The sequence below is a fragment of the Bifidobacterium bombi DSM 19703 genome, assembly GCF_000737845.1.
GTDB lineage: Bacteria > Actinomycetota > Actinomycetes > Actinomycetales > Bifidobacteriaceae > Bifidobacterium > Bifidobacterium bombi.
Map to the genome: position 1 here is coordinate 1,376,662 of NZ_ATLK01000001.1, position 14,736 is coordinate 1,391,397.

The following is a 14,736-nucleotide window of genomic DNA, read 5'->3' on the forward strand; positions in this document are numbered from 1 at the left end:
TGAAACAATATTCAATTCAATAATGTGTTTTTGCAATTGCATGTCTGATTGCATACAGATTGCACGACCGTGTCCTCCCCCAACATCGCACGAAGCGGCGGCAGCACGGTTACGAGTATATTCCAGTGCAAACGTCGGCATCGCAGCTCACAATCGGCATCAAGGTTGACGGTTTATAGCGGTGCGAATTCTTCACTGAGAGAGGAACAGGAAAGGGCTGGAATAGTGCGAACAAAAGGTTCCGATTCTATCTGCGGAACCGTCCGAGATTCCATTGCGATACTGAACCGCCCATGGCTCTGTCCAATACGAAACCGTCCGACCCACGACGACTTCGCCGCAAGCCGGACGGAACAATGAACGCACGCAAAGCAAGGCCTCACGTGCAGGTCATTTCAAATGGACCGATTGGGTTGACGCTCGTCAGCCGCGAATCTTCTCATACTCCTCCATGGTTCGGGTATACAGATCCTGCGCTATCTCTGCACTCAGCAACATCGACATGCCACTAAGCGGTGCGGAACGCAGGAACATGACGATAAGCTGGCTATCGGGGATAATGGGGTGACCGTACTTCTTCTCCAGCTCAGGAAGGACCGTGTTCAACGCCTGGGAACCCACCGGATCATCAGCCCACTCACCGTAGGTGGACCACTCCGTCAGCTTCATGCGCTTGCCGTCATCATCGACATCGACATCGACAATTTGGGCGATGTCACGCGAGGAACTACCGACCTCGATGCCATATGAACCGCCTTCGACTTTCCAGCCTTCGAACTGCTCGGACCAATAGGCGAACGCACGCGAATCCAAATCGAAGGTGACCTCCTCGGACGCACCAGGCTCCAAGAAGACCTTCTTGAACGCCTTGAGCTCATGGACCGGACGAGCCACTTTACAAGCTGGTGGGGCAACATAGAGCTGTACTACCTCGGCGCCAGGCAAGGAACCCGTATTGGTTACTCTAGCGGTAACGCGGGCGCTTTGAGGTCCGGACTTTTGAGCGTGCACATCCGAAATCTCGAAGGTCGTGTAGCTCATGCCATAGCCGAACGGATAGACGACCGGCTTGTGGAAGGTATCGTAGTAGCGATAGCCCACAAACACTCCCTCGCCATAATCCACATGACCTTCTTCACCAGGCCAGTTCATCATGCTTGGATCGTCGTCCAAGTTGTTGATAATGGTCTGCGCGAGCTTGCCAGAAGGATTGACATCACCAAAAACAACGTCGGCGGTAGCAGCCCCGCCGGCCTGCCCCAGCAGCCATGTTTCGATGATCGACTTCGCCTCGCCCTGCCAGGGCATGGAAACCACAGAACCATTGGAAAGGATGACCACAACGTTCTTGTTGGCTGTTGCCACGGCCTTAAGTACCTCAACCTGCTTGGCCGGGATGTCGAGCGTGGTGCGGTCAAAGCCTTCGGACTCGGCCTCCGCAGGAAGCCCGAGGAAGAGCAGAACGGTATCAGCTCCCTTGGCTGCGCTGACGGCCTCATCGGTGAGCGCTTGAGTCTGTTCGGAACCATCAAGAGTGAATCCTGGAGCGAATTGCGCATCCACGCCACGCTCCTTGAGCGCATCCAGGAAGCTGGTGAGCTTGTTGGGGTTGATCAGCGAGGAGCCAGCGCCCTGATAGCGCGGGGTACGCGCGAACTCACCGATGACGGCGAGTTTGGTGCCCGGCTTCACCGGCAGCAGGCCGTCCTCGTTCTTCAGCAGCACCATGGCCTCACGCGCTGCCTCACGAGCCACCTCATCGTGCTCATCAATGTCGTAACGATAGCCGGCGGCTCCCTTCTCCATGGCAGGACGAGCCTTGGTCACAAGGTCGATCATGCCTTGCGCCATGTCCTCAAGCTGCTCCGGCTTGATCTGGCCGTCGCGCACTGCGTGCACCACCTTGTCATCGGTCTTGGTCGGCGGCATCTCGAGGTTCAGCCCGGCATTCAGTGCCGCAGCACGGTCGTGGACGGCACCCCAGTCGGACATGACAATGCCTTTGAATCCCCACTCCTTGCGCAGTACGTCGGTCAGCAGCCAATGGTTCTGCGAAGAGTACTCACCGTTGACACGGTTGTAGGAGCACATCACGGTCCAAGGTTGGGCTGTCTTGATGATGTGTTCGAAAGCCGGCAGGTAGATTTCGCGCATGGCGCGCTCAGAGATGCGCGCGTTGATGCGCAGACGGTCGGTTTCCTGGTTGTTCGCGGCGAAGTGCTTGAGCGACGTTCCTATCCCCTTGGACTGGATGCCTTCAACTTCACCGACTGCCTCATGCCCAGCCAAATACGGGTCCTCACTCCAAAACTCAAAGCAACGACCGCCAAGCGGATTGCGCTTGATGTTCACGCCAGGTCCGAGAATGACGGCGACTTGTTCCTGGATGCACTCCTCACCCATGGCCTCGCCGGTCTTCTTGATCAAATCCGGATTCCAGCTGCTGGACATGCCGGCGGCCGGAGGGAAACAGGTAGCGGGCACAGCTGCATCCACATCCATACCCTCAAGATTTTGAGCCTTACGCAATCCATGAGGCCCGTCCGTGATGGTGTAGTTGGGGAGACCTTTCTCCGGAACACTGCCGATACTCCAAGGATTAGTGCCGCTGGTCAGCGCCGCCTGTTCTTCGACGCTCAAGTCCTTCGCTTGCGGCAACGTCGCCTTCTGCTGGGAATTTTGCTCGCTCATCATATTCCTTTCATCTATGTGACCGTCCCGCACTGATATCGACTTCGATGCTGCAGACGGCTTGCAACCATGTGCACGGTGGTGTGCACCCGTTCGAGGTACTGGTAGCCCAGCACAATGAGCCGGCACCACCTGTTACCGAACGGACGGTAGGTATTAATATAATAGCACACTCACCCGCGATATGGTAGAGCATATGGATAATCAATCGTATCCTGCCGAAACTGTAGACTGAGGATATGTCATTGTGGCTCAATATTCTGCTGATTTTCGTCTTCCTTATGCTCGGATCGATATTTTCGGGCACCGAACTCGCATTGGTGAGCCTGCGCGGATCACAGCTCGACCAAATGGAAGAGCAGGATGCACGCGGCGCGAGGGTGGCCCAAATCGCCCGCGACCCCAATACTTTTCTTTCCACGGTGCAAATCGGCGTGACGCTTTCGGGTTTCCTATCGGCGTCTTTCGGTGAATCGTCCATATCACCGTTCGTGGTGCCGGTGGTGGAAGGCTGGGGCCTACCTTCCCGCATAGCCGCACCTTTGACGACGATCATCCTGACGCTGGTCATCTCATTCTGCTCCATCGTGATCTCCGAAATGGTACCGAAGCGTATCGCCATGCAGCGCACGGTGCAGATATCGCGTGCCGTTGTGCCGGCAATCGATGTGTTCGCTAAAATTTGCAGACCCATCATCTGGGCGATAGGCAAATGCACCAATGGATTCGTCAGGTTGCTCGGCTTTGACCCGAACGAAACCAGCAGCGAGGTCAGCGACGACGAATTGCGCGTGCTAGTGGACTCCAATTCCCGCCTCAGCTTGGACGAACGCACTATTCTTGACGACGTCTTCGACGCCTCCGGCACTATCGTGGCTGAAGTGATGCGGCCGCGTGCTGATGTGACGTTCCTGGACGGCGACATGCCGCTCGCGGAAGCGGCGAAATACGTGCGTAAGATGCCCTACTCCCGTTACCCCGTCACCGGCAAAGACTTCGACGACGTGTTGGGTTTCGTGCACGTGCGCGACCTTCTGGACATTAGGGATCCCAAGGCGAAAACCGTGGCCGACGTGGCGCGTCCGGGAATCTCGCTCCCCGGCACCTCGAAGCTACTGCCCAGTCTGGAATTGCTTCGCAAGCGCGGGGTGCATCTTGCAGTAGTCATCGACGAATACGGCGGAACGGACGGCATTGTGACCCTCGAAGACATGACCGAGGAACTCGTCGGGGACATCAGAGACGAATACGACCTCCCGGATGACTCCGGCACCGAACGCGAACCGGGAGGCAAGGGCGATCAGGCTCCTGCTTTCGTGGACGGCGTCGCCACGATTGAAGGAGGCATGACCATAGAGGATTTCGCCGATCTGACGGGAATACAACTCGAAGATGGACCGTACGAAACCGTAGCTGGCTATTTCCTCGCGCATACAGGCAAGCTCGCTTCTGTGGGCGATGTGCTGCATTCCGATGACGGCTACGATATGATCGTATCGAAGGTGGACGGACGCAGAATCGAAACCATCGAAGTGCGCAAAAGCAGCAGCGAAGGCGCGGAGCCCGCTTTTGGAGCGAACAACAGCCAACAATAGCGAATTGAACGAATGTATCTCCGCGCTTAGCACAATTGTCACCTCGCAGCAACCTTAGGGCACAATTAGCCTCACGGCGCAGTGATTAAGCAAACCAACAGCACTCAGTAAAATAGTATTGGTATAGAAAAAATAGAAAGGAAAGTTCATGGTTAAGAATTTTTTGAGCCCAGGACTGGATCAGGCAAGTTCCGACAAGATCGTCGATATCCTGCTCAGCTGCCTAGCCCATGAGGAAGAGGGATCGCTTGTCTTGAAGCATGCCCACTGGAACGTAGCCGGCCCATCCTTCATCGGCGTCCATGAGATGCTTGATCCCGAAGTCGATTCGGTACGCAATATGGCCGATGAGACCGCCGAACGCATTGCCACCTTGGGCGGTGCAGCAGAAGGCGGTGCGGACTTCATCCTCAGCCGCCGCAACTGGAAGCCGTTTGAGCTCAAGGGCCGCCAGGACACGCAGGACTATCTCAAGGCCCTCGTGGACTACTACGCCGAGTTCATCGTCGCCGAGCGCAACGCGATTACGCAACTCGATGACTTAGACGTCATCAGCTCGAACATCATCCAAGATCATGTGCAGGAATTGGAGCACTTCAACTGGTTCATGAACAGCCACCTCATCAAGTGATTTTCTGTTGAGTAACGATTCGCATCCACGGCGATCTTCGTAGGCGAAGAACGACCCCTAGCCTCGCATCATGTGAGCCAAGGGGTCATTCTTCGGAAGATAGCCGCGGATGTCGTCGTCTTGAATGACGTTCGACACGCACTGAACCGGCGCTTGCGTAAGTATGAACGCAGAGGTATCGTTAATTTTTGTCTGCGAGTATGGCGGAATGGTAGACGCGCTGTCTTCAGGTGGCAGTGAGCGAATGCTCGTGGGGGTTCAACTCCCCCTACTCGCACTTTTATAATGTCATTTACAGGCACTGGTGGTCTGAATTTCATCATTCTACCTGCGTCATATTATCCAATTCTCCTCTTCCCTAGACACGCGGTGACATGACCGGTCACACTCACCGCCGGCTCGTCTACATGAGACTCGTCGTTCTAACCCAAGATTCGCAGGCGCTGCGCACAGGGCGACGGCAAGACGTATCACAGAGCTACAGCTACACTAGCGATCTCTTCCACTGTGACTGGCCGTATAGGGCAAGCGCATAATCCATCCATGCACCACGCCGACCTACGTCAGCATATCCCCAACGCATCATAGAGGAAATCCCTCTGGAGCGTCAGAAGGTTCTGAGCAACGGTCTCGTCGTTGGTCATGTGCGTGATTCCGACGAGCGGCAGATAGGTATGTGGCCGACCGGACGCCATAAGCGCCTGCGACAGGCGCAGGGAATGGGCTATGGTGACGTTGTCGTCCGCAAAGCCGTGAATCAGCATCAGCGGCCGTCTGAGCTTGGGTGCATCCGCCACAATGGAATTACGCTCATATACCTTCGGGTCCAGTCCCAAATATCGTTCAGTGTAATGCGTGTCATAGAGCGTCCAATCCGTAGGCGGAGCTCCGGCGCATGCCGCATGGATCACGTCAGGCGCGTCCAGAACGGCGAGCGCCGAAAGATAACCTCCGAACGACCAGCCGATCATGGCCACATGCTCGAGATCTGCATCAGGCGCCACCTGCGGCAAAGCGCGTACGACCTCCACCTGGTCATCAAGGCTCGCATGCTTGAGATCCTCGAACATCTCTCGATCCCACAGAGGTCCGCGACCTGGGGTACCACGATTGTCCGCAGTAACGACAAGGAAGCCCTGGTCGGCCCACCACTGTGACTCGCTGTAGAAAGCCCTGTTGAGCTGAACCTGCTGAGCGCCGGGTCCGCCATAGGGTTTGAGCAGCACCGGAAGTTTTTCGGCATGAGCCCACTTGCTGCTCACACTCGGCCGGGTGATGGCAACGTACATACGCCGTTCTCCGAGACGTACAAAACTCGTGTTCGGCATGAAGCCAGGGACTTCGGCATAATTGGCGATGGAATGCAACAACGATGAGGCATACCCTGAAACCCGAGTGAACACGTCCTGCGCAAACTCGCCGGCACGTTGTGATTCACCCGGTCCATCATCGACCCGGCAAGCAGAGCTTTCTTCGGTGGCTGCCGGATGCCGGACATCTTCCACCCACTCATGCGCCACGAAGGCATGCACCATCAGCCCGCGCTCTTCGCTCATTCCGCGTCCCATAAGGACAATGCCCTGACCTGTTCTGCTGGCGCTCCAATCGCCAGGCTCCTGGTTGACCGGCGTCAGGGAACCGTCGTAGGCGATGGTGACCACATCCATGCTGCGGGCATCATGCGCCTGCCCCGTCTCACTGTCGTTCTTGTCCAGCCATTCCGAGGGAAGCGCCGCGTTCGGGTCGCCGGCTACCGCCGCAGCATCAGCCAGCTCCGGCGTACGTTGTACCACGACAAGCACATTCTCATCGTTCACGTCAAGTACGGAGCGCACCTGCCATCCGGTAGGGGTGAACGGACGCCCGTCAATCGTAAGCCGATTGGTGTTGGCATCCATGTCGTTTATCGCGCAGACGAGACGCCCATCGGGAGTAAGTGCCGGAACACCGGGAAACAGATCAAGCCACTGCGGATTCTCGTGCTCCTGCATCAAGGAAGTGGTACCGTCCGGTTCAATGGAAAGCACCTGGTCATGGTTCTGCCGTCTGTTCTGTACCAGCATGACCGGCCTGTGTCCATCGGTCCAGCTCAGGGATGCCAAGTACTCATAGGCGGATTCGTCCCACTGCACCTGACGAATCTCACAGCCTCGATACTCCCCGGACTCACTGAAGTCCAGAGCAGCGAGCGACAACGTCACCTTGGCGTTGCCAGTAAGCGCACGCGGATACCGTCTGCTCTCCGCACCATGTTCAGGCTCGCTCGGATCACTGATATACCATGTGGGTTCATCACTGGAATCGAAACTTTCAAACAGTATCTCACTGCTGTCCGGCGCCCACCAGAATCCGTCGTAACGGTCCATCTCCTCGCCGGCGACGAACTCGGCCAGACCGATCCGGTGTGTTCGCGGATCGGCGCCGGCGGCGATGCGTGCCACTTCATGCACGGCATCCCCATCGGCGCCTTCGACGGTGTCGTCACCGACATCGACCAGCACAAGCCGAGACCCGGTGCTATATGCAATATGCGAACCGTCAGGGGATATGTGCGGGTTGAGCACGGGCCGCCACTGCGGATCCGAAAGCGCCTCGGCCGCGACCTCACGGGTCGCCCGCCTAACCTCGCCTCCGTCGGAAGCCTTCACGGCTGCCGACACATCAGTGAGGAACAGCTTGGAATCGAGGGTAAACGCCACACGGCGACCCATCGCGTCTACGCAATAGGAGACGATGCCTGCACCGCCTTCACGCATACGCTCCCTACGGGCGCGTTCCTCAGGTGGAACGTCCTCGGAATCGGCGTTAGCCAGTAAGTCACGCGGATCCGCGAGCTTGACCTCACGGCCCGCATCCCCACAGATGCGCGAACCGTGCGCACCATCATCCGCATCGATGACGCTCAGCCACAGGGATGTCGCCAAATCCACGGGCCCGTCGGAACGCAGGAACAACGCAAGTCCGCCGTCTCCGACGACCGTTGCGGACCGAGGGGCGCCGGCACGGAAGCGAAGCGTGCGCGCGTTCCGTCGCGGATACTGACGAATCGCTTCGGACTCGTCCAAGGGCTCACGCCCGTCCAATCCGACGACATCGCCGGTACCGGAGTAAGCCTTACTTGAATTCCTCTGTTCGACCATGTCACCCAGTATAAAGGCAAGCCATGAAAGTACCGGCGGATGCCGGTACTTTGTTGAACGGCTCATGGTTCGCCTTTCAGATCACCGGCCACGAACCATACGTATCACCACATCGGCCTGTCTGCGTCCGTGCCGGGACGATCGATGCCGACGCTAGAGCGATTATCAAGCTGCTGATCGGCAAGAAGCCGCATAATATAGTCCGCAATCGACGCTCGGGAGATGGTTGTGCCTCGGAACAGCTTGCCTTTGCACGTGGTCTCATAGTCGGTGTCGGCCGCGTCGTCCATATAGGCTGCGCGGATGATGGTGTAGTTCACATCCGAATCCTCGATAATCGCCGCCGCACGGCGGGTATCCTCCATGACCTCGTGTCCGCAGCTTTCTTCGATCCAACGTCCGAATTCACCTGGAACCTCATGATACAACCCCAGCCCGGTGACATAAATCAGGCGTCTGACGCCATCGGCATCCATTGCCCTGACGATGTTCGCCGCCATCGGCTCAAAACGCCCACCCAAGTTGGCGTACACCACGTCCTGGCCTTTGACAGCCTCGACCAGTGCCGCATAATCGTTCACATCACCTTCCACCACGGTCTCACGCTCCGGATCGGCATCGGTGATACGCTCCGAACGACGCAGGAACAGGGTCAGGTGCGCATCCTTCTCCTGCAGCAGACGGCTGCGCACCAGTCGTGCTACCTGCCCGTAAGCCCCCAAAATAATGATGCCGGTCATTCCCTTCCCTTTTCCCTTGGATGCACCACACCGGATGACGCTAATCCGAGCCATCCGCTTTCATCCACACCTAAGGCTATTCCTTCAAGCCTGCTCAAAGTCAAATGGCTTCTGTACCAATCCAGAGGGTGGGCGGCAGGTTTCCCAAAATGCGTTCCACTCACCTCTCGGTAGGAGCTCAGACGGGCACGCAGACGGCAGGACAAACCGGCTGACGGAAGGCGGCGTCTAGCCGGCCTAAAATTCATCCGACCTGTGCGGAGCATCGGACTCCGACGTGTTCGCACCCAGCGGGTAATATCGGCCTTGTCCCTACCGGAGGTCTTATATGGCAACAGTGGCAGCTTCTCACAACAACGATTCATCCGAATTCAACGGCACCGATGTAGCCAATGCCCAAGAGGCCGGCGCCCCCGACGCACCCACACCCCCCGATAGGTGCCACGCACGCATCGAAGGGCATGGTGCCGATGAGGCACCTGAAGTGGCGGTCATCATGGGCTCAGCGAGCGATTGGGAGACCATGAGGCATGCCTGCCGTACTCTCGAGCGATTTGGAGTGGCGTATTCGAAACAGGTCATCTCCGCCCACCGCACACCCGAACTCATGGCGAAGTTCGCACACGAGGCGCGGCGAGCTGGAATCAAAGTCATTATCGCAGGCGCAGGTGGTGCGGCGCATCTGCCCGGCATGGTGGCCGCACAGACCACGTTGCCGGTCATCGGCGTTCCGGTCCAATCACATGCGCTTTCAGGTTGGGACTCGTTGCTCTCAATCGTACAGATGCCAGGCGGCATACCTGTTGCAACAACGGCCATAGGCAATTCTGGCGCAACGAACGCAGCTCTGCTGGCTGTGAGCATCCTAGGCCTCACGGATGCCGCACTCGCGGATCAATTACAGGACTATCGCGATTCCCTCAAGGAAAAGGTGGCTCAGAGCAATGCCCAGCTTATCTGAGGAAACGAACGGACGAATCGAACAACTTATGCCAGGGGCCACCATAGGCATCATCGGGGGCGGCCAACTCGGCCAGATGATGGCCATCGCTGCGAAATACCACGGATTCCGCGTAGGCACCCTCGACCCTACGCCGGACTGCCCCTGCGCGCAGGTAGCCGACTGGCAGATTGTTGCGGATTACGACGACGAGACCGCCATCCGCAATCTTGCTCAACGTAGCGACGTGCTTACCTACGAATTCGAAAACGTGAACGCCGACACCATCGACGCAGTCCGCGGCCAGGTCGCCGTGCCCCAAGGCACCGACCTTCTGCGGGTCACACAGGAACGCGTACACGAGAAAACCTTCATTAACCGCCATGGCTCCTTGACGGCCCCTTGGCGCGCAATACACAGCATCGAAGAATTGGAGGATGCACTGTCGGCCGTTGACGACGACGTGGACCCCGTACCGCCGAACTCACCTACGGATTGCCGCCGCAGATGCATCGGCTACCCCGCGGTGCTCAAGACGTGCAGCGGCGGTTATGATGGCCACGGACAGGATGTGCTGCGCGGGCCCGAAGACCTGGCACGCATCCGCGAGCGCGCACGACAGAAAGGAGCGTTCCCTGCGAGCATACTCGAAGGCTTCGTCGATTTTGATTTCGAAGCGTCCGTGCTGGTCTGCGGCAATGGCAACAACTCCGATCTGGTGACTTTCCCCTTGGTGCGCAACGAGCACCGCCACAATATTCTGCACATGACCATCGCTCCCGCACAAGCCAAGCCGAGCATCGCGCAGGAGGCGCACGAGTTGGCAATCCGTCTGGCCAAAGGCTTCGAATTGGCGGGCACGCTGGCTATTGAACTGTTCATCACAAAAAGCGGGCAGGTCATCGTCAACGAGCTTGCTCCACGACCGCACAATTCAGGCCATTACACCATCGAAGCCTGCTCGCTGGACCAATATGACGCACATATTCGCGGCATCGTGGGTTGGCCGTTGCCCAAGGTGAAGTTGCTTAGCCCTGCCGTCATGGTAAACGTCCTGGGCCAGCATGTGGAGCCTACTCGCCGGGTCATCCCCCTGCATCCTGAATGGAACGTGCACGACTACGGCAAGGGCGAGACCCGTCGCGACCGCAAAATGGGACACATCACGGTTCTCACCAACGATACGGCGCGTACCGTCGACGAGCTCGAAGCTACCGGCTGCTGGGACAATTTGGAGTAGTAGCGACGTCCGGGCGCAACCCACCCGGAACGCCAATCCGCCCAGACGCGGTTCGTTCGGCCACTTTCGTATCGCTCGACGCCGCGCAACGGCGCACACGCACAACCGATTCGGCACAGCTGGCTATTTCAGCGCTTTGGCACCTATGTCATGACGATAGAACATGCCGGTGGTGTCGGCGGCATCCAGAAGTTCATAGGCACGAACCTGCGCGTCGTGGATATCACGTGCCCTTGATGCAAGAAGAAGGACACGTCCGGAGCTCGCGGCCAGCGGTGCCTGCGACACGGTTTTCAGCATCGTCGAGGTGGTTCCGGTGATGTTGTTGGCAGTGCCCACGAAACTGTCCGAATCCGCCGCACCGCTGAGGTCCTCCTCCACTGTGCCGATTTCGACGCCGGCGTAGAAGACGTGACTATCGGCATCGATGTCGATCAGAGGCACGTCCGCACCGGTTTTCACCGCATTCGGATACCCTTCGGCCGCCAGCACCACGCCGACCACGGCATGATCCTCATCCCAAGTGAACGTGGGCTCGCGGTGATTGAGGATATCGTCAATGGCTTCGCCCAAATCGGAAGTCAGCAATGGCAGCACGACCTCAGCCTCCGGATCGCCGAACCGCGCGTTGAACTCAATCACCTTCGGCCCCTCATCCGTGGCGATGAGCCCCGCATAAAGCACGCCCGTAAACGGATTACCCTCATCAGCCATGGCCTTGACCGTCGGCCGCACGATAGTGTCGATTGCGGCGGTAACAACGTTGTCACCGATTTGAGGCACCGGGCTATATGCACCCATGCCGCCCGTATTGGGTCCCTCATCACCATCGTAGGCACGTTTATGGTCCTGTGAGATGGGCATGGGCCAGAAACGCTCGCCGTCTACGAAACTCATGAGCGAAAACTCCTGACCTTCAAGGTAGTCCTCCAGGACCACGCTCATTCCGGCGATGCCGAAACGGCGATCCACAAAAATGCTCTGCAGTGCGTCAAGCGCGGTACGCTCATCCATTGCGACGGTCACACCTTTGCCGGCCGCCAGGCCGTCGGCCTTCACGACGATGGGGGCACCGTGTTCGACGACATAGGCCTGGGCGCTGTCCAAATCTGTGAACGTACGGGAGGCGGCGGTAGGAATCCCGCGACTTTCCATAAGCGACTTGGCGAATGTTTTGGAACCCTCAATCATCGCGGCCTTGCGTGTGGGGCCGAACGCCTTTATCCCCGCCTCAGTAAAGTCATCCACAATTCCCTCGACCAAAGGAACCTCAGGGCCTACGAACACCCAGTCGTAGCCGTTCGCCTTCACGAACTCAATGAGGGCCATGCGATTCTCCGGGTTGATTTTCATGGTGCGGATGCCATCACGTTCCATACCGGGATTGCCCGGGGCCACCGTGACTTCCGAGACTCCGCCCCCTTTGAGCAGCGTATGTGCGATGGCATGCTCACGCGCGCCGGAACCGATGACCAAGACCTTCATATCTGTTCTCCCGACTGTATGGAGTTTCCCTGCGGGATGCCCCTACGTGGACTCCCACTTCCCCCCGTTCTTTCACTCAGCCGCCCTGAAGCGCCAAGTGGCGCCAAATCCATAGCAATCCGCTACACATATGGCATATATGACTTAAGATTACTCCCTAGATGGTAGGAACCCGGCAGCCACGGCAGGACTCGCAATAGGCTGGCTGTATCCCCTGACGCCTGTGCCATTTCGTCACTTCACCGTAGACCTGGCACAGGCCTGATTCATGCCCGCTCGACGGGTACGGAAAAGCGGCGGCACCTTCTTGGTTTGCCGCCGCTTCCATGGTATTCGAGGTCTTTCGTTTGCACCGCGTCTAAGGCAACGCCTTACGCGGGCAACTGCGAGAACTGACTGTTGTACAAATCGGCGTAGAAGCCGCCCTTTTTGAGCAGCTCGTCATGAGTGCCCCGTTCGACCACGTCGCCGTGGTTGATCACCAGAATCATATCCGCGTCCCTGATGGTCGAAAGACGGTGCGCTATGACGAAGCTCGTGCGCCCTACGGTAAGCGCGTCCATGGCTTTCTGGATGAGCTCCTCCGTGCGGGTATCCACCGAAGAGGTGGCTTCGTCGAGGATGAGAATCGGCGCATCCTGAACCATGGCGCGGGCGATGGTCATCAGCTGACGCTGCCCTTGCGAAAGCGAAGAGTTCTCATCCAACACCGTGTCGTAACCCTGAGGAAGCGATTGGATGTAACGGTCCAAGCCGACGGCCTTGCACGCGCTTCGAATCTGTTCGTGTGTCACTCCCCCCTTGGCGTATGCTATGTTCTCATTGACCGTTCCGTGGAACACCCAGGTATCCTGCAACACCATCGAGAACTGCTCATGCACGTTGGCGCGCGGGACGGACGCGGTGTCGATGCCGTCTATGGATATGGAACCGCCATTAAGATCATAGAAACGCATCAACAGATTGACCAGCGTCGTCTTGCCGGCACCTGTCGGCCCGACGATGGCCACCTTCTGTCCGGCCTTGACGGAGGCGGAAAAATCGTTGATGATGGTTTTGCCCGGCTCATAGCAGAAATTGACGTCCTTGAACTCCACGTCGCCCTTCACCCTCTGCGGGTGGCCCTCGGCATCACGACCGAGCAAGGCCCGCTTGCCCGATTCGTCGCTCATTTCCGGTTCCTCCAGGAAGGTGAAGACGCGTTCCGAGGCGGCGGCGCAACGCTGAAGGTTCTGCATGGCCTGGGCGAACTGGGCAAGGGGCTGCGTGAAGAGGCGCACGTACATCATGAAGGCGACGATGACGCCGAATTCGATCTTACCGTTCAGCGCCAAGGAGGCGCCCACGATGCACACGACCACGAAACTGAGGTTCGCGATGAAGTTCATCATCGGGTTCATCAGGCCCGACAGGAACTGGCTTTTCCAAGCGGAGTCATAAAGGTCATCATTGTACTTTTCGAACTGGCGAATGGAGTCAGCCTCGCCGTTGTAGGCTTTGACGATGACATGACCCGAATACATCTCCTCGACGTGCCCGTTCACCTCGCCCAACGCCACTTGCTGACGTATGAAGTATTCCTGCGAAGCCTTCATGACAATGACCATGAGCACGCCACCGACCGCCGCAACAACAATCGCGCACACCGTCATCAGGACGTTGTTCCAGAACATCATTACCAGAGCACCGACGAACAAGGTGATGGAAGTGATGAGGCTTCCCAAGGACTGCCCCAGTGTCTGGGCGATGGCATCGACATCATTGGTTATGCGCGAAAGAACATCGCCGTAGCTGGTCCTATCGAAATAGCTCAACGGCAGACGGTTGATTTTGCGCGAGATGTCGTCACGCAGCGACTGTGCCGTATGCTGCGTGACGTTGGCCATCATCCACTGCTGGACGTACCCCAGCAACGCATACGCCAGATACAGCGCAACCAGCGTCCAGGCGATGCGGGTGACTGCTCCCATGTCGATGGATCCCAAAACGGGACGGCCATGCACGATGGCAGGCAAGCCCTTGGCTATCTCGTTGGTCATGTTCTTGAGCATGTTGGGCCCTGCAATCTGGCAGATCGTCCCTATGGCCCCCAAAACCAAGGCGATGACCACCATTGGCAGGTATCTTTTGCAGTAGCTGACGAGTTTTTTCATCACACCTGCGAAATCGGCGGGTTTCTCGGCCACGCCCCTCATTCTTCTTGGCATGTTTTCTTCCTTAGTTCAACGTTAACGTTTTCCTGTTCGACATGGGCCCGTATCGGCGCTCCAAAAA

General features: G+C 57.8%; 9 protein-coding genes and 1 tRNA gene. 5 read left to right on the forward strand and 5 right to left on the reverse strand.

Annotated features, from left to right (window positions below):
- Positions 1–423: 423 nt before the first annotated feature.
- Positions 424–2,691, reverse strand: a complete 2,268-nt coding sequence (locus BBOMB_RS05360; protein ID WP_044087443.1) for an exo-alpha-(1->6)-L-arabinopyranosidase — start codon at positions 2,689–2,691, stop codon at positions 424–426.
- Between the two features lie 239 nt (positions 2,692–2,930).
- On the opposite strand from BBOMB_RS05360, the gene BBOMB_RS05365 reads away from it, so the two are divergent.
- The 3 genes from BBOMB_RS05365 (at position 2,931) to BBOMB_RS05375 (ending at position 5,194) form a co-directional block, all read left to right on the forward strand.
- Complete coding sequence (locus tag BBOMB_RS05365; protein WP_044087444.1) at positions 2,931–4,286, forward strand: hemolysin family protein; 1,356 nt, start codon at positions 2,931–2,933, stop codon at positions 4,284–4,286.
- A 148-nt stretch (positions 4,287–4,434) separates the two neighbouring features.
- Positions 4,435–4,917, forward strand: a complete 483-nt coding sequence (locus BBOMB_RS05370) for a Dps family protein (RefSeq protein WP_044087445.1) — start codon at positions 4,435–4,437, stop codon at positions 4,915–4,917.
- A 194-nt stretch (positions 4,918–5,111) separates the two neighbouring features.
- A tRNA-Leu gene (locus BBOMB_RS05375) sits at positions 5,112–5,194 on the forward strand.
- A gap of 286 nt (positions 5,195–5,480) precedes the next feature.
- Here BBOMB_RS05375 and BBOMB_RS05380 read toward each other — a convergent pair.
- Together BBOMB_RS05380 and BBOMB_RS05385 are read right to left on the reverse strand one after the other, a co-directional pair.
- The gene (locus tag BBOMB_RS05380; RefSeq protein WP_238549898.1) at positions 5,481–8,123 is read right to left on the reverse strand and encodes a S9 family peptidase; all 2,643 of its coding nucleotides are present in this window, start codon (positions 8,121–8,123) and stop codon (positions 5,481–5,483) included.
- A 38-nt stretch (positions 8,124–8,161) separates the two neighbouring features.
- On the reverse strand, positions 8,162–8,797 hold the full coding sequence (locus tag BBOMB_RS05385) for an NAD(P)H-binding protein (protein ID WP_044087446.1): 636 nt from the start codon (positions 8,795–8,797) through the stop codon (positions 8,162–8,164).
- A gap of 451 nt (positions 8,798–9,248) precedes the next feature.
- Here BBOMB_RS05385 and purE point away from each other — a divergent pair, with 451 nt between their 5' ends.
- Both purE and BBOMB_RS05395 read left to right on the forward strand, forming a co-directional pair.
- Positions 9,249–9,758 (forward strand): 5-(carboxyamino)imidazole ribonucleotide mutase, encoded by a 510-nt coding sequence (gene purE, locus BBOMB_RS05390; protein ID WP_269146620.1) that lies wholly within the window; start codon positions 9,249–9,251, stop codon positions 9,756–9,758.
- Complete coding sequence (locus BBOMB_RS05395) at positions 9,742–10,977, forward strand: 5-(carboxyamino)imidazole ribonucleotide synthase (RefSeq protein WP_044087447.1); 1,236 nt, start codon at positions 9,742–9,744, stop codon at positions 10,975–10,977. The genes purE and BBOMB_RS05395 overlap by 17 nt, the downstream gene beginning before the upstream one ends.
- A gap of 123 nt (positions 10,978–11,100) precedes the next feature.
- On the opposite strand, the gene purD is transcribed toward BBOMB_RS05395, so the two are convergent.
- Together purD and BBOMB_RS05405 are read right to left on the reverse strand one after the other, a co-directional pair.
- On the reverse strand, positions 11,101–12,462 hold the full coding sequence (purD, locus tag BBOMB_RS05400; RefSeq protein WP_044087448.1) for a phosphoribosylamine--glycine ligase: 1,362 nt from the start codon (positions 12,460–12,462) through the stop codon (positions 11,101–11,103).
- Positions 12,463–12,833: 371 nt separating this feature from the next.
- A complete protein-coding gene (locus tag BBOMB_RS05405) occupies positions 12,834–14,669 on the reverse strand; it encodes an ABC transporter ATP-binding protein (RefSeq protein WP_044087449.1) in 1,836 nt (611 codons plus the stop codon).
- Between the last annotated feature and the right edge of the window lie 67 nt (positions 14,670–14,736).